General features: G+C 68.9%; 16 protein-coding genes, 1 tRNA gene and 1 pseudogene. 4 read left to right on the forward strand and 14 right to left on the reverse strand.

The genetic code is table 11. From position 1 onward, the window contains the following. The 4 genes and pseudogenes from I59_RS15135 to I59_RS21060 form a co-directional block, all read right to left on the reverse strand. The coding region (locus I59_RS15135; protein WP_022904591.1) for an MFS transporter at nucleotides 1–982 on the reverse strand (982 nt) is incomplete at its 3' end. 251 nt (nucleotides 983–1,233) lie between these two features. Further along, nucleotides 1,234–2,891, reverse strand: a pseudogene (locus I59_RS20160) (long-chain fatty acid--CoA ligase). 64 nt (nucleotides 2,892–2,955) lie between these two features. After that, nucleotides 2,956–3,945 carry an AraC family transcriptional regulator gene (locus tag I59_RS21055; RefSeq protein WP_022904592.1) on the reverse strand — a complete coding sequence of 330 codons (990 nt, stop codon included), beginning with the start codon at nucleotides 3,943–3,945 and terminating at the stop codon, nucleotides 2,956–2,958. 74 nt (nucleotides 3,946–4,019) lie between these two features. Beyond that, nucleotides 4,020–5,072 carry a BLUF domain-containing protein gene (locus I59_RS21060; RefSeq protein WP_022904593.1) on the reverse strand — a complete coding sequence of 351 codons (1,053 nt, stop codon included), beginning with the start codon at nucleotides 5,070–5,072 and terminating at the stop codon, nucleotides 4,020–4,022. 372 nt (nucleotides 5,073–5,444) lie between these two features. Here I59_RS21060 and I59_RS15155 point away from each other — a divergent pair, with 372 nt between their 5' ends. Beyond that, nucleotides 5,445–6,965, forward strand: coding sequence for a SulP family inorganic anion transporter (locus tag I59_RS15155; protein WP_022904594.1), 1,521 nt, complete (start codon nucleotides 5,445–5,447; stop codon nucleotides 6,963–6,965). Nucleotides 6,966–7,059: 94 nt separating this feature from the next. Here the strand turns inward: I59_RS15155 and I59_RS15160 are convergent. Then, nucleotides 7,060–7,133 (reverse strand) — tRNA-Pro (locus I59_RS15160). Nucleotides 7,134–7,246: 113 nt separating this feature from the next. On the opposite strand from I59_RS15160, the gene I59_RS15165 reads away from it, so the two are divergent. Together I59_RS15165 and I59_RS15170 are read left to right on the forward strand one after the other, a co-directional pair. Then, the gene (locus I59_RS15165; protein ID WP_022904595.1) at nucleotides 7,247–8,734 is read left to right on the forward strand and encodes a hypothetical protein; all 1,488 of its coding nucleotides are present in this window, start codon (nucleotides 7,247–7,249) and stop codon (nucleotides 8,732–8,734) included. A 173-nt stretch (nucleotides 8,735–8,907) separates the two neighbouring features. Next, entirely contained in the window at nucleotides 8,908–11,079 is a 2,172-nt protein-coding gene (locus I59_RS15170) for an ATP-dependent DNA helicase RecQ (RefSeq protein ID WP_022904596.1), read from the forward strand. Between the two features lie 102 nt (nucleotides 11,080–11,181). Here I59_RS15170 and I59_RS15175 read toward each other — a convergent pair whose 3' ends face one another. Next, nucleotides 11,182–12,084 carry an oxidoreductase gene (locus tag I59_RS15175; protein WP_022904597.1) on the reverse strand — a complete coding sequence of 301 codons (903 nt, stop codon included), beginning with the start codon at nucleotides 12,082–12,084 and terminating at the stop codon, nucleotides 11,182–11,184. A 346-nt stretch (nucleotides 12,085–12,430) separates the two neighbouring features. Between I59_RS15175 and I59_RS15180 the strand changes: the two genes are divergently transcribed. Further along, nucleotides 12,431–12,688, forward strand: coding sequence for a hypothetical protein (locus I59_RS15180; RefSeq protein WP_022904598.1), 258 nt, complete (start codon nucleotides 12,431–12,433; stop codon nucleotides 12,686–12,688). Nucleotides 12,689–12,706: 18 nt separating this feature from the next. On the opposite strand, the gene I59_RS22345 is transcribed toward I59_RS15180, so the two are convergent. The 8 genes from I59_RS22345 to I59_RS15215 all read right to left on the reverse strand — a co-directional run. Next, a complete protein-coding gene (locus I59_RS22345) occupies nucleotides 12,707–13,297 on the reverse strand; it encodes a hypothetical protein (RefSeq protein WP_148286260.1) in 591 nt (196 codons plus the stop codon). Between the two features lie 212 nt (nucleotides 13,298–13,509). Next, nucleotides 13,510–13,866 (reverse strand): hypothetical protein, encoded by a 357-nt coding sequence (locus I59_RS15185; RefSeq protein WP_022904599.1) that lies wholly within the window; start codon nucleotides 13,864–13,866, stop codon nucleotides 13,510–13,512. Between the two features lie 239 nt (nucleotides 13,867–14,105). Further along, the gene (locus I59_RS22350) at nucleotides 14,106–14,612 is read right to left on the reverse strand and encodes a hypothetical protein (protein WP_148286261.1); all 507 of its coding nucleotides are present in this window, start codon (nucleotides 14,610–14,612) and stop codon (nucleotides 14,106–14,108) included. Nucleotides 14,613–15,320: 708 nt separating this feature from the next. Then, a complete protein-coding gene (locus I59_RS22355; RefSeq protein ID WP_148286262.1) occupies nucleotides 15,321–15,818 on the reverse strand; it encodes a hypothetical protein in 498 nt (165 codons plus the stop codon). Further along, nucleotides 15,815–17,347 carry a hypothetical protein gene (locus I59_RS15200; protein ID WP_148286263.1) on the reverse strand — a complete coding sequence of 511 codons (1,533 nt, stop codon included), beginning with the start codon at nucleotides 17,345–17,347 and terminating at the stop codon, nucleotides 15,815–15,817. The genes I59_RS22355 and I59_RS15200 overlap by 4 nt, the downstream gene beginning before the upstream one ends. A gap of 131 nt (nucleotides 17,348–17,478) precedes the next feature. Continuing rightward, nucleotides 17,479–17,769, reverse strand: coding sequence for a hypothetical protein (locus I59_RS15205; protein ID WP_148286264.1), 291 nt, complete (start codon nucleotides 17,767–17,769; stop codon nucleotides 17,479–17,481). 73 nt (nucleotides 17,770–17,842) lie between these two features. Continuing rightward, nucleotides 17,843–18,139, reverse strand: coding sequence for a WXG100 family type VII secretion target (locus I59_RS15210; RefSeq protein WP_031273999.1), 297 nt, complete (start codon nucleotides 18,137–18,139; stop codon nucleotides 17,843–17,845). 102 nt (nucleotides 18,140–18,241) lie between these two features. Next, a partial coding sequence (locus tag I59_RS15215) for an FtsK/SpoIIIE domain-containing protein (protein WP_022904605.1) occupies nucleotides 18,242–20,440 on the reverse strand: 2,199 nt, incomplete at its 5' end.

Raw genomic sequence — 20,440 nt, forward strand, 5'->3', positions numbered from 1 at the left:
CGGCGACCATCGGGAGCATCCCGATCGCGGCGGCGGCGGGCGTCCAGCCCCGTGCGGACTGCAGCTGCAGGGTCGTGAGGTACAGCAGGCCCGACACCGCGAGGCCAGCGGCGGCCTTGTAGGCGAGCCCGCTGGCGACGAGCGGTCGTGTCAGGAGCGCGAGGTCGAGGAGCGGGCGGGCGGTCGTGCGTTCCCGCCGGACGAAGGCGGCGACGGCGACCGCGGTGCCGGCGAGCGCGACCAGACCGGGCGTGGTGCCGCCGTCGACGAAGGCGGTCGGGGTGAGGAGGGCACCGACGAGCGTGGCGGTGCCGAGGACCGCCCCGGCGACGTCGATGCGGTGCGGAAGCAGGTCGTCCGGCCGGTCAGCCGCGATGCCGACCCGGACGCCGACGAGGGCGAGGAGCGCGACCGGCACGTTGACGAGCAGCAGGGCCTGCCACGGGACGACGGCGAGCGCGAAGCCGCCGGCGGTCGGCCCGACGGCGAACCCGACGAGCCCGGCCGTCGAGATCACGGTGAGGGCGCGGATGCGGAGGTCCTCGCGTGCGAAGAGCCGGAACGCGAGCGCCATCGAGCCGGGTGTCGTCATCGCGGCCGCGAGCCCGGTGGCGGCACGGACGGCGATGAGTTCGGCCGGGGACTGCACGGCCGCGGTGGCGAGGCTCGCCGCCGCGAGGAGCGTCAGCCCCGCGAGCATGACCCGTCGGCGTCCGAAGCGGTCTGCGACGGCGCCGAACAGGAGCATGGTGGCGCCGAAGACGACCGAGTAGGCCCCGGTGACCCACTGCAGGCCGACGGTCGAGGTGTGGAGTTCGCGGCCGATGGTGGGCAGCGCGACGGTGAGCACGGCGTTGTCGAGCATCTCGAACAGGAACACCGCGGACAGGCCGGCGAGGGCCGGCCAGGCGTCGCGGAGCCGTGCTGGTGCTGCGCGGTCCGGGCGGCGGACGGGCATGGTCGACGTGGGTTCGGCGGACACCGGGGACTCCTTCGTGGTAGCGAAGTAGCGGCCCGTTCGGTGCCGTGTCCGTGCGCCCTGACGGGCGGTTTTCCCTCTGCGGCGAGTGTCACACGCCGCAGCGACCGGCGCAAGGTCGCCGGGCGTCCGGGCGCCCGGGCGCCCGGTCGTCCGCCGGTCAGGCGGTCGTCCGCCGGTCAGGCGGTCGTCCGCCGGTCAGGCGGTCGTCCGCCGGTCAGGCGGTCGTCGCCGGTCAGGCGGTCGTCCGCCGGTCAGGCGGTCGTGACCGCGGGCTTCGCACTGAACTGCTGCACGAGCTCGCGCTTGAGGACCTTCCCGCTCGGCCCGAGCGGGAGTGCGTCGAGGACGTGCACCACGCGCGGGTACTTGTACGCGGCGATCTCCCCCGCGACGAGCTCGATCAGCTCCTGCGGGGTCACGGTCGCCCCGGGCCGGAGGACGACCGCCGCCTCGATCTCCTGCCCGTGCTGCTCGTGCGGGGTGCCGAACACCGCGGCCATGGCGACGTCGGGGTGCCGCGCGAGGACCTCCTCGACCTGCCGCGGGTACACGTTGTAGCCGTTCCGGATGATCATGTCCTTCGTGCGGTCGACGATCGTCAGGTACCCGTCGTCGTCCTTCGTGCCGAGGTCGCCCGTGCGGAACCAGCCGTCGACGATCGCCGCCGCGGTGTCCTCCGGGCGGTCGAGGTAGCCGTTCATGAGGTTGTGCCCGCGGATGACGAGCTCCCCGATCTGCCCGTGCGGCAGCATCACGATGCGGTCCTGGGTCTCCGGGTCGGCGATCTCGACGTCCACGCCCCACACCGGGGTGCCGATCGTGCCCGGGCGAGGGGTCGTGCCGACGTGGTTGAACGTCGCCACCGGGGACGTCTCGGTGAGGCCGTAGCCCTCGTGCACCGGGGCGTCGAAGACCTGCTGGAAGCGTTCGAGCACGGCGAGCGGGAGGGACGCGCCGCCGGAGATCGCGTAGCGGAGCGGAGGCCTCGACTCGGTGCGGGTGGCTGCGTCGAGGAGCGCCATGTACATCGTCGGCACGCCCATGAACACCTGGGTGTCGTGCTCGACCATGGCGGCCAGGGCGCCGTCGCCGTCGAACTTCGGCAGGAGCACGATCGTCGCACCGACCCGGAAGCCGGTGTTCATCGTGCAGGTCTGGCCGAAGGTGTGGAACAGCGGCAACGCGCCGAGCATGACGTCGCCCCGGTGCAGGTCGAACGTGCTGAGCAGGTTCGTGTTCGCCTGTTCGAGGAGGGCGAAGTGCGAGCCCTCGGCGCCCTTCGGGTGGCCGGTCGTGCCGCTCGTGTAGAGGATCGTGGCGGTGTCGAACGGATCGCGCGGGACGTAGGTGTCGAGCGGCTCCGACTCCTGCGCGAGGTCTTCGAGCCGGTCGGGCGCGGCCTGCGAGCCCGGTGCCGCGCCCGCCGGCGCGTCCGCTCCGCCTGCTTCGCCTGCTCCACCCGGACCGCCCGCTCCGCCTGCCGGGGCGAGGACCGTGACGACGTCCACCCCGGCGAGTGCCGCGCCGGCGGCACCCTCGGTGAGCAGCGGTGCCGCGCACACCAGGAGTGACGCCTGCGCGTCGCGGAGCACGTACTCGATCTCGCCCCGCTTCAGGAGCGCGTGCACGGNGACGACCACGGCGCCGAGCGCGAGCGTGGCGTAGTAGACGCGGGGGAAGTCCTCGACGTTCGGGACGAGCATCGCGACCCGCGAGCCCGTTTGATGCCGCGGGCACGGAGCGCGCCCGCGTACGCGAGCGTCTGGGCCCACAGGTCGGCGTAGGTGGTGCGGCGGTCCCCCACGACGACCGCGACGTCGTCCGGGAACCGCTTCGCCGACTCGGCGAGGATCGCCGCCACCGAGGCGGTCGCCTGGGATCGGCGCTGGCTGTGCTGTGTGTCGGTCATCCCGGTCTCTCATCTCCGTGATCGCGACGCGCGCATCTCCGTCGATGCGACGCGTTGCCCGATCCTACGGCGACGTCCGGGGCGGCGTTCCGCGCTCGGCGGCTTCCCGGGTGCGGCGCAGTGTCTCGCTCGGCGACTCCCCGAAGCGTTCCGCGTAGTTCGCCGCGAAGCGCCCGAAGTGCCCGAACTGCCACCGCCGGGCGATGTCCCGCACGTGGGTGCCCGGCGCCGCGAAGCGCAGGTCGGTGCGGGCGCCGTCGAGCCGTTCGGCGCGCAGCCGCTCCATCGGCGTCTCGTCGAACCGGCGGCGGAACGCACTCTGCAGTCCACGTTCGCTCAGTCCGACCGCGGCGGCGACGTCCCGGAGCGCGATCCGCTCGGCCGCGTGCTCGTGCATCCACTGCGCGGCCAGGACGGCCGCCGACCTCCGCTCGTCCGCGTCCGGGACGACGAGCGGGAACGCCTCGACGACCGAGGCGGCGATCTCGGCGTTGAGCGCCGCGCGGCCGGCGCCGTCGACCTGTTCGTCGGACAACGCTGCGGCACGGTTGCGGAGGATCGCTCGGAGGGGTCCGAGTGCGGAGGCGATGTCCGCCTGCTGCCCGAACACGAGCGCGCCGGGGACGGTGCGGCCTCGTCGGGCGAGGGCCTGTCGGAGGATGCGTTCCGACAGGTGCAGCATCGTGATCTTCCGGGTGTCCGCGGTGAACCGGTACGGCACGGACGCCGAGAGCAGGACGGGGTGGCCCGGGACCGCGGTCAGGACGGAGCCGTCCGTGGCGTCCTCGACCGTGGCGGTGCCGTCGGCGATCCAGAACACGATGTGGTCCGGGCGGGGGTCGAGCCGGCCGGAACGGGTGCCCTCGACCTCCGCGCCGCGCATCGACACGTCCGCGTCGCCGGCCCCGACGTAGCGGTAGGCCTCGAGCGTCGCACCGACGCCGTCCGCGATGCCGTACGTCCGGTCGATCTCGGGGCTGCGGTCCTCGCTGATCGACTCGACGTGGAAGCGACGGAACGACGACGTGTCGTCCTGCGGTGTCGTCGGTTCCATGACGGCATCATGGCAGGTCTGCGGCGGGAACCGGCCCGAGGGCACCGGTCAGCGTGTCCGTCCGAGTGCCACTCCTACCGGCCTCCGGCGACGGGGATGTCCCAGTAGGTGGGCTGTTCGTACTGCTCGGACCATCCGCGCCGCATCCGCGTCGCCGCCCGGTCGAAGGAGTCGACGAGGTCCGTGTCGCTCGTCAGCAACGCCTGCAGGCGGAGCCCGTCGTAGAGGGCGAGGAGCTGCTCGGCACCGCGGAGCGGGTCCATCGTGCCCGGCTCGCGGCCTTCCCGCACGTCTGCTGCGAGGCCGTCCCGGACCACCTGCCGGAACCGTCGGTACGTGGACCGGTAGTAGTCAGCACCGTCCACGGTCGGGTCCGCCGCGGACGCCAGACTCCACGCGAGCAGTTCCATGAGCGCCGGTTCCTCCGCGTGCGCGGCGAGGAGCGCGTGCAGGAACGCGACGGTGCCCTGCTCACCGATCAGGGGCGCCAGCGGTCCGGAGATCGTGAGCGTCCACCGCTCCACGGTCGCCGCCAGCAGCACCCGCTCCGTCGGGAACGTCTCGCGCAGTTCAGCCACGCTCATCCCGGCCCTCGCTGCGGCGTCCTCGAGGGTGAACCGGGCGATGCCGCCGTCGTGGAGCGCCGTGATCGCGCCGTTGATCGCGCGCGTGCGCGGGGCTTCGTCCGCTTCGGCGGTCTGGCTCGTGAGCGGGGCGAGCGGGTGCTTGCGGAACCACTCCAGCAACCCGCGGGCCCGTGTCAGCCCCGCTGCGGGGTCGAGGGCCTGGCCGGACGCGAAGAGGTCGCGGAAGCCCGGGACCTGCTGCATCAGCGGATCGAGCGGCTGGAACGCCATCGACCAGTCCGGGAACGACCGCTGTGCGATCGGCTCGTCGGCGAGGACCCGGACGTTCGTGTGCCGCGGATCACGGCGCACCTGCTCGAACCGGGCAGCGACGGTCTCGTCGTCGCCCTCGAGGATCCCGAGGCAGTTGTCGCCCTTGTGCGCGAGGATCCCGGTCACGCCGAGCGCGGTGTTCTTCTCCCGTCCGACGGCGAGGATCTGCGCGAGCTCGGTGTCCGTGATCGGACGGGTCTGGGTGCTGGTGTACACGATCGAACGCATCGGTGCTCGTCTCCCTGTCGGCCGGTCGAGGTACAGCACCTCGCCGGTGTGGTGACCACGACGGGGCCCGCCGGGAGCCCGGCTCGGTACAGGACCGGACCACAGACCCTTCCGTGGTGTCAGGGTTCGACCATAGCAACCCGTGCAGACCCGGATGATCGGCACCTCGACGCCGCCGGCCCGTCACTCGCAAGCACACCAGATCCACGGCAACCCTTCCGTTGCGTTAGAGTCACACCCGAGCAACCTTTCCGTGGCGGAAGGGTTGGGATCGGCCGAGCGCTCCGTCGCCGCCGACCGTGCGCGATGACGCGCCCCACGAACAGCACTCGCGGGCGCAGCGCCCGCACCCCAGCACACCGAAGGAGAACCGTGACGACCGTCACTCGGCCCACACCTGTCCAGGCACACCGCAGTCCGACCGTCCTGTCCGCCCTCAGGAACCCGAAGGTCCTGCTCCGCGAGGTCCTCGCCGGCCTCGTCGTCGCCCTCGCCCTGATCCCGGAGGCGATCTCGTTCTCGATCATCGCCGGCGTCGACCCCCGCGTCGGCCTGTTCTCGGCGTTCGTGATGGCCGTCGTCATCGCGTTCGTCGGCGGTCGCGCCGCGATGATCACCGGGGCCACCGGCGCGATCGCCCTCGTCGTCGCCCCCGTCGTCAAGGAGCACGGCCTCGACTACCTCATCGCCACCGTCCTCCTCGGCGGCGTCTTCCAGCTCATCCTCGGCGGACTCGGTGCGGCGAAGCTGATGCGGTTCGTGCCCCGGTCCGTCATGGTCGGGTTCGTCAACGCACTCGCGATCTTGATCTTCACCGCGCAGCTGCCGAACATCATCGGCGTGTCCTGGCTGGTCTGGCCGATCGCCGCCGCCGGCATCGCGATCATCGTCCTGCTGCCCCGCCTCACGAAGGCGATCCCCGCACCGCTCGTCGCGATCGTCGTCCTGACCTCGGTGACCGTGTTCGCGTCGATCGCGATCCCGACCGTCGGCGACGAGGGCACGCTCCCGGACAGCCTCCCGACCTTGTTCATCCCGAACGTGCCGCTGACCCTCGAGACGTTCACGACGATCGCCCCGTACGCGCTCGCGATGGCCCTCGTCGGGCTCCTCGAGTCGCTGATGACGGCGAAGCTCGTCGACGAGGTCACCGACACCGGCTCCCGGAAGACCCGTGAAGCGCTCGGCCAGGGTGTCGCGAACATCGCCTCCGGCCTGTTCGGCGGGATGGGTGGCTGCGCGATGATCGGCCAGACGATGATCAACGTCAAGGCCTCCGGGGCCCGCACCCGCATCTCGACGTTCCTGTCCGGCGTGTTCCTGCTGGTCCTCGTCGTCGGGCTCGGGGACGTCGTCGCGATCATCCCGATGGCCGCCCTCGTGGCCGTCATGGTGATGGTCTCCGTCGGCACCTTCGACTGGCACAGCATCAAGCCCGCCACCCTGAAGCGGATGCCCGTCGGGGAGACCGTCGTCATGGTCCTCACCGTCGTGATCGTCGTCGCCACCGACAACCTCGCCGTCGGCGTCATCATCGGCGTCGTCGCCGCGATGGTCGTCTTCGCCCGCCGCGTCTCCCACTTCACGACCGTCTCGCGCAGCATCGAGACGCTGCCGGACGGTGCGCAGCACGCGCTTTACACCGTCGAGGGCGAATTGTTCTTCGCCTCCTCGAACGACCTCACCACCCAGTTCGACTACTCCGGCGACCCGGACCTCGTGGTCATCGACATGACCGGGTCACATGTGTGGGACGCCTCCACCGTCGCCGCTCTCGACGGCATCGAGACGAAGTACCACCAGCACGGCAAGCGCGTCGAGATCCGGGGGATGAACGACGCCAGCCAGGCCATCCACGGGCGCCTCGCTGGCAACCTCGGCTCCGGTCACTGAGGCCCCTGAGCCGCGGCCGGGCGGCCCGGATCCCGGTTCGACGAGAGAAGCCCACCGACTCGTCGTCGGTGGGCTTCTCCGTCTGCAGTTGCGGTCGGGCTGACAGGATTTGAACCTGCGACCCCTTGACCCCCAGTCAAGTGCGCTACCAAGCTGCGCCACAGCCCGCGAGGCCCGACGAGCGGACCCCACTGCCCCGTCCGGAGCAGCCCGACCAGCATAGCGGACGCCGGACCCTGCCCGTGCACGCGCCGTCGAGACGGCACTCGTAGGGTGTCCGGATGCGTTCCCGCTCCGTCCGTCTCGCCATCGCCCTGACGACCGCCGGTCTGCTGTTCGGAGCCGCCGGCTGCACGGGAGGTGACGCGTCCGAACCCCGGGCGACCCTCGCCGCCGCGTCCTCCGACACGGTGACCGTGGTCGACCAGCCGGACGCCGCAGAGCGGGCGGTCCGGGCGAGTCGCGCCCTGTTCGCCACCGCTCCCGGCGCGGTGGTCGCGCCGGCCGACGACACGGACGCCGTGACCACGGCGGCCGAGACCGCGGTGCGGGCACACGTACCCCTCCTCGTCACGACGAGCTCGCGGGCGGGCAACGCGAGCGACGCGCGGGTCGCCCGCGAACTCGATCGCCTCGGCGCACGCTGGTACCAGGCCGAGGGCGACGTGTCGCTCGACACGGACGTGGAACAGCGGGAGGCGCCGGACCGGGCAGGCGCACCCGGGGCGAGCCGTGCCTCCAGGCCGGCCACCGTGGTGGTGGCGGACCGCCGCTCGGACCGCGCAGCCGTCGCGACCGCCCGCGCCGCCGGGGCTCGTGTCGTGTCGATGCCGTCGGGCGTCACCGACCCGGCCGCCGCGCCGGACGTCGTGACGGCCCTCCACGACCGTGCTGACCACCCGACCGTCCTCGTCGGACGCGCGTTCGACGCCCTCCCGGACCCGGGATGGACGGTCCGCGCAGCGGAAGGCGGCTGGCAGCTGCCGCACGGCGGCCAGCGTCCGTTCGACGGCCACCGCTACGTCGCGCTCTACGGAGCGCCCGGGACGCCAGCGCTCGGCGTACTCGGCGAGCAGGGCCCGGACGCGACCGTGCGCCGCGCGACGGCGATGGCGCACCGGTACGACGCGGTGTCGGACGAACCGGTGACGCCCGCGATCGAGGTCATCGCGACCGTCGCCGCCGGTGCACCGGGGTCGGACGGCGACTACTCGACCGAGCTGCCCGTCTCGGAGCTCGAGCCGTACGTCGACGCGGCACACGACGCGGGGATGCCGGTGATCCTCGACCTGCAGCCGGGCCGGTCGGACTTCCTCAGCCAGGCCCGTCGGTACGAGTCGCTGCTGTCGAAGCCCGGCGTGTGGCTCGCGCTCGACCCGGAGTGGCGACTCACGGAGGACCAGGTGCCGCTGCAGCAGATCGGGAGCGTGAGCGCGGCGGAGGTGAACCGGGTGTCGGACTGGCTCGCGGACCTCGTCCGGACCGAGGGGTTGCCGCCGAAGGCGCTCGTGCTCCACCAGTTCCGGTCCGCGATGGTGCAGGACCGGTCGTCGCTCGACGAGCACCCCGAGCTGGACCTGCTCGTCCACGTCGACGGCCAGGGGTCGCAGCCGGACAAGCAGTCGACGTGGAACGCGCTGCACGAGGACGCTCCGGCCGGCGTGCACTGGGGCTGGAAGAACTTCTTCGACGAGGACCAGCCGATGCTGACCCCGGAGCAGACCATGCGGGACGTGCACCCGAGTCCGGCGCTCATCACCTACCAGTGAGGGTGGGGACCGGGGCGGGCCCGGTTCCGGCTCGGCTCGGGTTTCGGCTTCGGGTCGGCTCCGGGCCGGGCCGGGCCGGCGCGAGTCCTGCACAGGTGCGCGTAGTGCGCGCGTTCTGCACGGCCTGGAGGCACGGGGCACGTTCCGTCGGTCGCTCCTGACACGATGGGGGCATGGAATCCCCCGCAGCACCCCCGCCTGTCGGCTCGCGTCCTGCCGGCGTCGCTCCGCCGTCGGCGGACATCGCCGCCGAGGCGCAGCAGGCGCTGGCTGCGCTCACCGGTCGCACCGACGCGGTGTTCCACCCGGGCCAGCTCGAAGCGATCTCGGCACTGGTCGAGCACCGGCAGCGCGCGCTCGTGGTGCAGCGCACCGGCTGGGGCAAGTCCGCGGTGTACTTCCTCGCGACGCTGCTGCTCCGCCGTCGCGGTGGCGGACCGACGGTGCTCGTCTCACCGCTCCTGGCCCTGATGCGCGACCAGGTGGCGGCCGCCGCGCGCGCGGGCGTGCGGGCCGTCTCGATCAACTCCGCGAATGCACATGAGTGGGGCGAGACCCAGGCTGCGCTCGCCCGCGACGACGTGGACGTCCTGCTCGTCTCCCCCGAGCGGCTGAACAACCCGCGGTTCCGCGACGAGCAGCTCCCGACGCTGATCGCGCGCATGGGCATGCTCGTCGTGGACGAGGCGCACTGCATCTCCGACTGGGGCCACGACTTCCGCCCCGACTACCGCCGGCTCGCCGAGCTCATCCGGTCACTGCCGCACGGGGTGCCCGTCCTCGCGACCACCGCCACGGCGAACGAGCGCGTGGTCGACGACGTCGCCGAACAGCTGACCGCCGGCCCGGACGACCCGGTGTTCACGATCCGCGGGTCGCTCGCGCGCGCGTCGCTGCGGCTCGGGGTGCTCACGCTGCCCGACGCCCGGCAGCGGCTGGGGTGGCTGCTGGCGCACCTCGGCGATCTCCCGGGCAGCGGCATCATCTACACGCTGACGGTCTCCGCCGCCGAGGACATCGCTCGTCTGCTGCGGGACAACGGCTACGCCGTGCGGGCATACACCGGCCGCACCGACACCGACGAGCGCGAACAGCTCGAGCAGCAGCTCAAGGGCAACGAGCTGAAGGCCCTCGTGGCGACGAGCGCGCTCGGCATGGGCTTCGACAAGCCGGACCTCGGGTTCGTCGTGCACGTGGGCGCGCCGTCCTCCCCCGTGGCCTACTACCAGCAGATCGGTCGTGCGGGTCGTGCGACCGACAACGCCGACGTCCTGCTGCTGCCCGGACGCGAGGACCAGGAGATCTGGCAGTACTTCGCCAGCGCCTCGATGCCGACCGAGTCGCGCGCCGCCGCCGTGCTCGACGCCCTGTCCACGGCCGGTCCCGCGCTCTCCACCGTCGCGCTCGAGGGGCTCGTCGACATCAAGCGGTCGACCCTCGAACTCCTGCTGAAGGTGCTCGACGTCGACGGCGCCGTGCAGCGGGTCACCGGCGGCTGGGTCGCCACCGGGCAGCGGTGGGAGTACGACGCGCCGCGGTACGAGCGGGTCGCCGCGGCCCGTGCTGCCGAGGCCGCGTCGATGCTCGCGTACGAGTCGACCTCGGCGTGCCGGATGCAGCTGCTCCAGCAGGACCTGGACGACCCCTCCGCCGAACCCTGCGGCCGCTGCGACAACTGCGCGGGCGTCTGGTACCCGACCGAGGTGTCGACCACCGACGCCTCCGGCGCCGCTGCCGCACTCGACAAGGTCGGCGTCGAGATCGCACCGCGTGCCCAGTGGCCGTCGGGCATGGGCGCGCTCGGGGTGCCCGTGCGCGGCAAGATCAGCGCGGACGAACTGGTCGAGCCAGGCCGGGCGGTGGCCCGGCTCACCGACCTCGGGTGGGGAGGGCCGCTCCGCGCGCTCTTCGCCGCCTCGACGCCGGACGGACCGGTCTCGAAGGAGCTCGTCGACGGCTGCGTCCGAGCACTCAAGGACTGGCCGTGGGCCGAGCGACCGACGGGCGTCGTGGCGATGTCCTCGCGGTCTCGGCCGTCCCTCGTCGCCTCGGTCGCGGAGGCGATCGCCTCGATCGGACGGTTGCAGTTCCTCGGGACGGTCGGCCGGTCTGGCGGGACGCCCCGCGGCGACGGTGCGACGAACAGTGCGTACCGACTGTCCGGGGTGTGGGACACCTTCGTGGTCGATCCCGGGCTGGCCGCTGCACTGCAGGCACACGAGGGGCCGGTGCTGCTGGTGGACGACCTCGTCGACAGCCGGTGGACGATGACGGTGGCGGGGCGGGAACTTCGGCGGGCCGGGGCGTCGGCGGTGCTGCCGTTCGCGTTGGCGACCGTGGGCTGAGGCTGGGGAGGGCTGAGGCCGCTGGGGCTGGGGCGCCGTCTAGCCATCTCGGCTGTCCGACCCCTTGCCGCTACCGCTGCCGCTGCGGCTCTCGCTCCCGTGTCAGGCGGCGCCGAGCGCTTCCAGTTCCGCGACGGCGTCGGCAGGGAGGTCGAACGCCGCCGAGGCGATGTTCTCGTGCAGGTGCTCGACCGACGACGTCCCCGCGATGAGCAGGATGTTCGGCGACCGCTTGAGCAGCCACGAGAGCGCCACCGTCAGCCGCGACACGTGCAACCGCTCCGCGACGGCGTCGAGCGTGGCGTACTCGATCGGCGAGAAGCCGCCCAGCGGGAAGTACGGCACGTAGGCGATGCCCTGCTCCGCCGTCGCCTCCACGAGTGCTTCGTCCTCGCGTCGGGCCACGTTGAACATGTTCTGTACGCACACGACCGGTGCGATGCCCTGCGCCTCCGCGAGCTGTTCGGCCGTCACCGTCGAAAGGCCCAGGTGCCGGATGAGTCCCTGCTGTTGCAGCTCGGCGAGGGCCTCGAACTGCGGTGCGAGGCTGCCCGGCTCCGGAGCGTCGAACCCGCCGACCCGCAGGTTGACGACCTCCAACTGCTCCAGCCCGAGGGTCCGGAGGTTGTCGTGCACCTGCTCCACCAGTTGCTCGGGCTGGCGCGCCTGCGGCCACCGCCCCTTGCCATCGCGGCGCGTCCCGACCTTCGTCACGATGTGCAGGTCGTCCGGGTACGGGTGGAGTGCCTCGCGGATGAGCTCGTTCGTCACGTGCGGGCCGTAGAAGTCCGCGGTGTCGATGTGGGTGATGCCGGCGTCCGCCACCGCTCGGAGGACCCGGACGGCTTCGTCGTGGTCTTTCGGCGGGCCGAACACGTTCGGTCCGGCGAGCTGCATCGCGCCGTAGCCGAAGCGGGTCAGCTCGAAGTCGTCTGCCAGGCGGTAGGTGCCGCCCGGGAGGGTGGGGCTGGCGGCGTCGGCGTCGGCGTTGGTCCGGTCGGTCATGGTCCGAGGATGCGCTGCGATGCCCCGTGCCAGCCGAGGCCGGTGTCCCCCGGGACGACAGATCTACAATGAAGGGGCGGGAGTAGGAACTTCAGCGGGCCAATCACCAAACCGAGCCTCGAGGAGCCGAGCCGGCACGTTCGCGAGATCTTTCTCCGGAAGGGGCTGCCCATCTTCTACCCAGTCGTCTTCTTCGAGCATTCGGCCAAGGTCAATGTCCGGATTACCCTCGATGCCAACACTCACCCCACCCACGAGCTCCCTACTCGCCCGAAGCGACCAGCCCGTCCGCAAGATGAAATTAAGGTCAGCATCCGTCAGTCCGGCACTCGGTCCCATATCGAGAATGATCAAAGCCCTGTTGCAGTTGGTGGCTGTCAAGCCCGATGTGTTCTTCGTGATCGTCACTGTGACGGATTCAACCCCGGAGAGCGAACGCAGGTGGCGCTCGGCACTCTCGGCGTCTTGGCCTTTCGCCGATGCATGGCAGCCAGACAAGAGCCCGCAGGCGGTCACTACCGCCCCGGTGTATAGCAGTGCTTTCGCGTTACTTCTGCCCATTTCATACCTCCTCGCAAACCTGAACAGGCTTCATGCCATGTGACTTTCGCGCTGACATGGTTCAAGTCCATTGCGCCGAACGCAAAAATCGATCTTCTCGGCGAAAGGACTTCTTATGCCCGCAAATCAAGCTTGAAGAATGAAAGAAGAGCAGTAGCCGCTGATCAGAAGTCCGCCGGTGGGCGGAAGTCGTCCGGTAACGAGATGCAAGGCGAGCCGAATTCACATTCAAAAGCGTACCGTCGTCGTACACCGTTACCAACAACTGAACGTTGTTCGCATCGACCAGCTCATACCTCGCGTCTCCCGTGAGCAATATGTCGCGGGTGGCAGTGAAACCGTGCTCCTTTGCTGCCTCAGCGAGGGCTTCCTGAACATCCGCTCCCTTGATACCAGGGCGAAGCGTCGCCTTGATCGCACCTGACCAAAGCCACCCGGAGGAGCAGCTCAGGAGCGTGCCGGACTTGAGTTGCTCGACGCGCTCAATATCGGAGCGCGGCACGAGATGCATGGCTTTCGCCTCAGCTGCCTGCGTGATCTTTTTCGCCGCCGCGATACTGACATCAGGATCAGCGGGTTGTTCACTATGCCCCGCGCACCCCGTCAGGATCACCAGCGCCAGAACCGCCACTCCCCTGCCAATGATTCTCATCTTGTTCCCGCATAGTCAATGTACTTCCTCATATCGCCGAGAATTTTCATATTCGCACTCTCGGAGGTTCCCGTGAGGTCGTGCGAGCCCAGTCCTGCCGCCGCATCGAACGACAACTCCCCGTTGACGTCTCCGAGCGAGGACTCCCAGCTCAGAGGTGCATCGAAGTAGGCAACGTAATCAGATCCGATGTTTCACAGATTGCGCCCGTCCTAACGACCGATCGGCGCGCGGGCCGTCACAACCTCGGCCTTCGGCGCCGGTCCAGGCCAGTCACCGAAGCGCTGCCTTACAGCCGCTTTTGGAAGCACGACGAATTGCTTCAGGTCCTCTGTAGATGACGAGTAGGTTGCCGTGGTCCAACCATTCATCTGTGCGACCTTCCCGATGATGGGTTGCGGCGTGAAGCGGATCCGCACAAAGACGCCAGTGTCCGGTTCAACTTCATTGACCGACCAAGCGACCTGCGCCAAGTAGTCGATGAGTTGTGGTATCTGCGCCTCGTCGGACACCGTAGCCTCGACGGTGATGACGCTTCGCTCGCTCGCACCCGAATAGCTCGTGTCCACCTCGATACCAGTGTCCCGTAACCCGGACTTGTGAGCGAGTTCTCTCTTTGCCTGCGACAGGGACTGGCCTCCACTCGCGGTGTGCTGCGGCCTAACTGCATGACTCATCGCACATCCTCCTGCCAACATCACCAGCACAGTTGAAACGGCCAGCGCCGGAAGAATCGCGTTCCCGCGTCGCACCATCACTGCTTCTGCCCCTGTATCCCGTGACCCTCGTCGCGTTCCGTCAACGACTGTCAGTACGCAGGATCAGGCACGAAGCCCTCGGGCACGTTGAAGCACCGCGAGAAGGTACTGATGTCCATGTTGGCCCCAAGGCCGAGTGGCCCGATGAGCATCGAAGCGCCAGCCCCGCGACTGATCTTCAAGCGAGGTGCACCGTCCACCGCTACGTCGCGGTCCACCAAGAATCCCTCTTCCTTCGCTGCGGACTCGAGTTCATCCAGAACCGTGTCTCGCGAAGTTTTCGCAGTGACATCGAACGAGGAAGAACTAGCCCACTGCTTTTGCCCGGAACCGCAAGTAACCAAGGAACCGGTTGGGTAGTGGCTCAGCTTTTCAATTGCCCCTTCCGGAATGTTCCGGAGGAGTCGCTTTTCAGCTTGCCTAGCTTCACGCTTCGCCGAAGCGATAACAGCGGTTACGTCGGCGCTCGTCCGCGGCGCGGTTGCCCCGCTACCTGCAGAGTTACAGGACGTCATCGTCATAGTCATGGTCAATCCAACCACCACAAGTACCACCATCGCTCTCATCGTCCGCCAATTTTCCCGCGTCTCTTTTCCTGCACGCGTGATCTAGACATGCGCATCCGGTGACTAATAGCGGCGCGGGCAATCGAAATCCTCCGGAAGAGAGAAGCGCAACGAGGCAGCGTCTATGTCAATTTCCTCGCCATCGTTCCAGACCGTGACAAGGAGCTGCACGCCGTTGCTTGTGCGAATTTCATACCGCTTCTGCCCAGTCAGGAGCCGGTCTTTTTTCACATCATCCCCACGATCCCGAGCCGCTGCGGCAATCTTCCCTTGCGCTCTGAGCCCGATGTCCGGGCGACGACCGCCCTGGTGTTTCCGCTCCATTGCACGCCATCAGCACATCGGAAGGGCGCGCCTTTCTGAAGCTGCTTGACACTGGCCACCTGCTCGCTTGGAAGGGCACAGCCTCTGCTGCTGCCTCCTGCGTCATCTTCTTCGCCGCGGCAATCCGCTGGTTAGGGTCAGTCGGCAGATCACTCTGCATCGCACATCCCCCACCAGTAGCACCGTCAAACCGAGAAGAGCAAACAAGATCCTTCGCATCAGTCTTTTTCATTGTAGATGTGCGCTCTCATAACGCGTCCGACGACTGTAGAACGGAGAACACTTGCGCTACCGACCTTCACTCCAGCCAGCACGAGCTCGCCGTGTCCTATTGCGTGGCTTTGTCACCTTCGACGCAGATACGTGTCCTCATCTTCAGTAGGAACCACCTGGGATGAAGTCATCGGCAAAGACCATACATCTCGAGAAGGAGTTCACTTGAAGTTTTGTCCCATCATCGAACGAGCTGAGCAGCACAGCACTGCCCTCTGCGCCCAAGAAGGACAGCCTTGGCTCGCCCTCACCATTGGTGTCCAGTTCAAGTCGCCAGTCCTGAAAGGACCCGGAAGACCGCAAGGCATCGAACACCTGGCGCACGGTCTTGCCGTCGGCAATCTTCATCTCTCCGTGCCCGGCCCATTGATCACCACTTGCGCAACTCACCAAAGATCCTGATGGCATCTGCCTCTTAGCAGCAATTAGGTCGCGCGGGACCGCCGAGTATATGCTGTTTACGAATGCTTGCGTATTCTCCTTCTCCAGCGCGATCCGACGGTCGGCCGAGGCACTCGCGATCGGTTCGCTACCACCGCTGCAACCTATCAAAGACACCAACACCCCAATTGTCAAAACTGCCGTAAGCGTGCGTTTCATCGGTCCCTCACAAAGCGCTCGAGATCACCCAGGACCTTTTGGTTGCCCCGCTCGCTCGAAGCTACCAGATTGTGCCGATCCACGGGTCCATCGGAAAACGGTGCGTTGTAATACTCGCCATGTTCAAATCCAGAACTTCGAGGGTTTTTCCCATCCCACACCAGCCCTATCGGAACTTTTTGCACGAGCTGTAGCAGATCGCCGGAATACGAAAAATCTCGGTATTCAGTTCCAGAAGCCGGCTGCCATGAAGGAGGCATACCGGCTCCCGACAGCGATGCAACCTTTGCGAAGTGTGCGCCTGCCTCCTCCGCGGAGGTGACATTCGCCGTGCCCCAACTGTGGCCGATACCGATTGGCTCTGCATCTTTGAGTTCCGCCTGGGCGGCGAGGCCGTCTTGAAATTCTTTGAGATTTTGCCCGGTACGTGCCGCGAACGCGGGACTGTTCGCTTCGGATACGATGCCCTGTGGAAAAGACCCGTCTTTGTACACGAAAGCGACAGTGTCTCCTGCCCCGGCTTGCACGAGGAATCGTGAGACCTTCTGCGTGTCTTTCTGATAAAAGCCGTCCATGTTCGCGAACGTGCCCGGGACGTACGTGACGACGCGCTTCGTGTCCGGCCCTGGTGTGCCGATCATCTCGACGATCCGGTCGTGCTTCTGATCGTACAAGTAGAGCTGGACACTCGGCGGGTCAGCGATGGCGTCCGAGAGGTAGTCGATCTCGCTGCGGAGGAGCTTCCGTTGTTCCACCGTGCTGACCTCATCGCCCCAGTCCTTGATCGCGGCGAGTTCTCTCCGCGCTTCCTCGATCCTCGTCTTCGCGTTCTCGCGATTGGCCACCACCCGAACCTGAGCGGGAAGCCCGTTGAGTGATCCGATCACCGCTGGGAAGCCCACGATGAGCTGTTGCTGCTGCTCAGGCTTTCGCGCCTCCCACCACTCCGCGACAGTGCCAGGATCGACGTGACGCAGCGCCGCTTCGATTTCAGGGAACTGAGTCGCCAGGATGGCGAGATCCGCCCCGGACAGCGTTCCGAGCAGCGCCAGGAGCTGCTGCGCGTTGATTGGAGTGATCGATGCTGCACTGACGCCAGCAAGCCCGCCGAGCGCGTCAGCGCTCTGAAGCGCACTCGCGCAGATGGCGTCGATCGAGCGGCGATCGCTGATCAACTGTTCCCATTCGACCTCGACCTGTCTGAGGGCTGCGTCGGCTTGAGCGTTCTCCTGGGTCGCCGCTGTGTGCTTCTTCGACGCTTCCGCAGTGTCAGAATCGGGCGTCTTCATGAGTTGCGGGACCGACGGTGCAGACAGCAAGTTGAAGCGCGCAACCGCGACTGAGTCCTGGGCGGTGCGTCGCCGCGACTCCAACACCGTCTGCCGGTCCTTGATCTGCGTCAACTGCCCCGCGTAGGTCGTCAACGCCTCCGCCTGCTTCTCGAGCCCCGTCGCCACCAGTTCGATGTCCGCTGCATGCTTCGACAACTGCGCCACGAACGACCGCTGGCTCGCCGCTTCCCAGTCCACCCCAGATTGGGAGCTCGCGCTGTGCAGCGTGCGCTGCGCGTCCCGCACCTTGCTCGCCCGCGCAGTACGGAGCCCGGCGACGCCGAGGATGCCCGCGGGACTCCCCTGCCCGGGGTCGTCATGCGTCCAGCTCACTGCGCCGCCATCGCTTGTGCCTGCGCAGCATCGGCGTCGGCGTACGACTGCTTCACGGACAACGGGAACTTCCCGGCCGCCCGGATGCTCTCCGCCGCGATCTGCGACCGTTGCACCTGCTGCTTCGTCGCGTTCGACAAGGCGTCCGCGACGACGTCCGATCCGATCTCGGCGTTCCCCTGACCGCCTTCGATCTTCGATCCGATCTCGACGTCGTCGGCTGCCGACGTCACCGAGGTCGACAACGATTCGAGTGCCGCGTACGACACTCTGAGCTTGCCGCTCATGTTCACCCCCGAGTACCCGGACGGCCGGCGCGCTGCGATGCGCCACCGGCCGTCCGATGATCCGTGCGCCCGCTCAGCGCCCGAGCTTCGACGCCAGCTGCTGGTCGACGTCGCCCAGCGTCTGGGCGGTCGTCCGGAGGAACTGCGCGAGGTCGTTGAGCCCGCCGATCGTGTTCTGCGCCCCGTTCGTGAAGCGCTGGTACGCCTCGTTGTAGGCACCCGACGAACGGTCCGTCTGGAACCCCGCCTGTGTCAGCGCCGCGATCTGCGACTGCAGCTTCGAAAGCGTCGCGTTGATCTCGTCACGCCCGGCGACGAGTCGGTCGGCGTTGCTGTTGAGCTCCTGGTAGGAGACGTTGATGTTGGCCACGTTGCACCCCTTCACGGTGGTCGGTGTCGCCAGCCCCTCCGGCGACTCCGACCACCGTAACACCAACTGAAATTTCCTCGCGCACGCTATGTCTACCCCCCGTCAGCGGGGTACGGCGATGTCCTCGGTGTGGGCGACCTGGACGCGGGTGATCCGCCCGGAATCGACCATGATGCCGCGTCCGACCGGGAAGTCCGACCGGGTGACCCGGGGGAACGCGGTCCGGAACAGCGTGAGCCCGTCGGTCTCCTCCGGCTGCAGGGCGATGCCGGCGCGGGCGGTCTTCAGCTCGGCGAAGAGCTGCCACGCGCTGGGCGCCGTCACCGTGTCCGCCTCGGCGAGGACGAACACGCCCGCCCGTCGCGCGGCCTTGATGAGCCGTGCGACCTGGCCCTCGGCGGGCAGCCCCTCGAAGTCGCCGACGTTCTCGATCACGACGACCGGCTCGACCGCACCTGATGACACACCGCCTTCGAGCCCCGCCGCCAGTTCCGCTGCGAGAGCCTCGGCGGACTCGCCGTCGGTCGAGACGGAGGCCCAGTCGGTGGCGTCCCGGAGCGACGACCGACGACCGACGATGAGGTGCGCCGGCCGCTCGGGCCAGGTCGACCGGACGGCGCGGATGAGCGTGCGCATCGTGGTGCTGCGTCCGGAGCCGAACGGTCCCGTGACGACGAACATGCCGTCGGTCGGGATGCCGATCGGAGCGAGGGTGTCGTCCGCGAGCCCGATGGTCGGCCGCCCGGCGACGGACACTGGCAGCGCTGCCGGGTCCACGACGGTCGGCAGCGTCCGGATCGGCTGCGCGTCGACGACACCGCGCGCGCGGAGTCCGTCGGCGAGCGCCACGATCGCCGCGTCCTGGCGTCCGAGGTCCGCGGTGCCCCCGGGCACCCCGATCTGCACCTCGTGGTCGTCGACGAGCGCGCGCCCGGGGACGGCGTCCTCGAGCACGTCGGCCGGCACGTCCGCCGCGTGGTACTCGAGCTCGCTCGCCAGTCGCAGCACGACGCGCTCCCCCACCGCCGCCTGCAGGTTGGTCGGGAACGCCCCGAGACGGTCGGCGGACATCACGAGGTGGACGCCGAGGGCCCGTCCGGTCGCGGCGATCCCGACGACCTGGTCGAAGACCTGGGTCGCTCCCGGGCGGAACTCGTACTCGGCGCGGAACGCACCCATCCCGTCGACGAGCACCAGGATGCGCGGCTCAGCCAGGCCCGTCGCGGCGCGGTACTCGGTGAGGTTCGCCGCTCGGGCGGCGGCGAAGCGGGTCGAGCGGTCCGCGATGGTCGCGCTGAGGTCGGCCAGGAGGCGCGTGATGCGTTCGTCGTCCGGCCCGCTGATGACGGTGCCGACGGTGGGCAGCCCCTCGAGCACGCTCAGCCCGCCACCGCCGAAGTCGAGTCCGGTGATCTCCACGGGGAACCGGTCCGCGACCGCGGAGGCCGCGACGGCGAGGGCGCGCAGCGCCTGGGACTTGCCGGTGCCGCCGGCGCCGAGGACGGCGAGGTTCCCGACCACGTCGAGGTCGACGACGAAGGGGGTCTGCTGCTGCGCTTCCGGCACGTCGACGGTCCCGACCACGAGCCGTGCCCCGTCGGACGCCGGGAGTGCGGCGAGGTCGACCGTGTCGGGCAGCTGGTCGAGCCAGGGCTTGCGCGGCACCGCGAGCGCACGGGCGTCGGCGGCACGCGCGATGGTGGTGGCGAGGCGCTCGATGTCCTTCTTCCGGGTGGTGTCACTCGGTGCTCGGACGCCGCTCGGCCAGACGGAGCCGGGGCCGAACGGGAGGTCCTGCACCTCGACGTCGGACTCGTGGACGGCGTCGTCGGACCGTCCGCCGAGGTACGCGGTCTGGAAGTCGACCACGCGACCGGGCCCGGTCTTCGCCGCGGCACGACCGGGCGTCCCCGGGTCGAAGAAGGCGGCGTCGGACACCCCGAGCACGTCCTCGCTGTCGACGGGGTCGGCGACGCGGAGCGCGATGCGGAGGTTCGTGTTGGCACGGAGGGAGTCCTTGATGACCCCGCTCGGCCGCTGCGTGGCCATGACGAGGTGCAGGCCGAGCGACCGGCCCCGCTGCGCGACGTCGATCACGCCGTCGATGAACTCCGGGATCTCGGTGGCGAGGGCGGCGAACTCGTCGATGACGATCACGAGCGCGGGCGGTGCGGCCGGGTCGCCGCGCTGTTCGAGGGTGACGAGGTCCTTCGCCCCGCGCTCGTTGAGCAGGTGCTCGCGGTACCGGAGCTCGGCGCGCAGGGACGTCAGCGCCCGCCGGACGAGGTGCGGGGTGAGGTC

The sequence above is a fragment of the Curtobacterium sp. B8 genome (assembly GCF_000333315.1).
Taxonomy (GTDB): domain Bacteria; phylum Actinomycetota; class Actinomycetes; order Actinomycetales; family Microbacteriaceae; genus Curtobacterium; species Curtobacterium luteum.

What these genes read in the sequence shown, in the direction of transcription:
- I59_RS21055 (WP_022904592.1), bottom strand. Translation starts at nt 3,945, where the DNA reads ATGGAACCGACGACACCGCAGGACGACACGTCGTCGTTCCGTCGCTTC.
- I59_RS21060 (WP_022904593.1), bottom strand. Translation starts at nt 5,072, where the DNA reads ATGCGTTCGATCGTGTACACCAGCACCCAGACCCGTCCGATCACGGAC.
- I59_RS15165 (WP_022904595.1), top strand. Translation starts at nt 7,247, where the DNA reads ATGCGTTCCCGCTCCGTCCGTCTCGCCATCGCCCTGACGACCGCCGGT.
- I59_RS15170 (WP_022904596.1), top strand. Translation starts at nt 8,908, where the DNA reads ATGGAATCCCCCGCAGCACCCCCGCCTGTCGGCTCGCGTCCTGCCGGC.
- I59_RS15175 (WP_022904597.1), bottom strand. Translation starts at nt 12,084, where the DNA reads ATGACCGACCGGACCAACGCCGACGCCGACGCCGCCAGCCCCACCCTC.
- I59_RS15180 (WP_022904598.1), top strand. Translation starts at nt 12,431, where the DNA reads ATGATCAAAGCCCTGTTGCAGTTGGTGGCTGTCAAGCCCGATGTGTTC.
- I59_RS22345 (WP_148286260.1), bottom strand. Translation starts at nt 13,297, where the DNA reads ATGAGAATCATTGGCAGGGGAGTGGCGGTTCTGGCGCTGGTGATCCTG.
- I59_RS22350 (WP_148286261.1), bottom strand. Translation starts at nt 14,612, where the DNA reads ATGGTGGTACTTGTGGTGGTTGGATTGACCATGACTATGACGATGACG.
- I59_RS22355 (WP_148286262.1), bottom strand. Translation starts at nt 15,818, where the DNA reads ATGAAACGCACGCTTACGGCAGTTTTGACAATTGGGGTGTTGGTGTCT.
- I59_RS15205 (WP_148286264.1), bottom strand. Translation starts at nt 17,769, where the DNA reads ATGAGCGGCAAGCTCAGAGTGTCGTACGCGGCACTCGAATCGTTGTCG.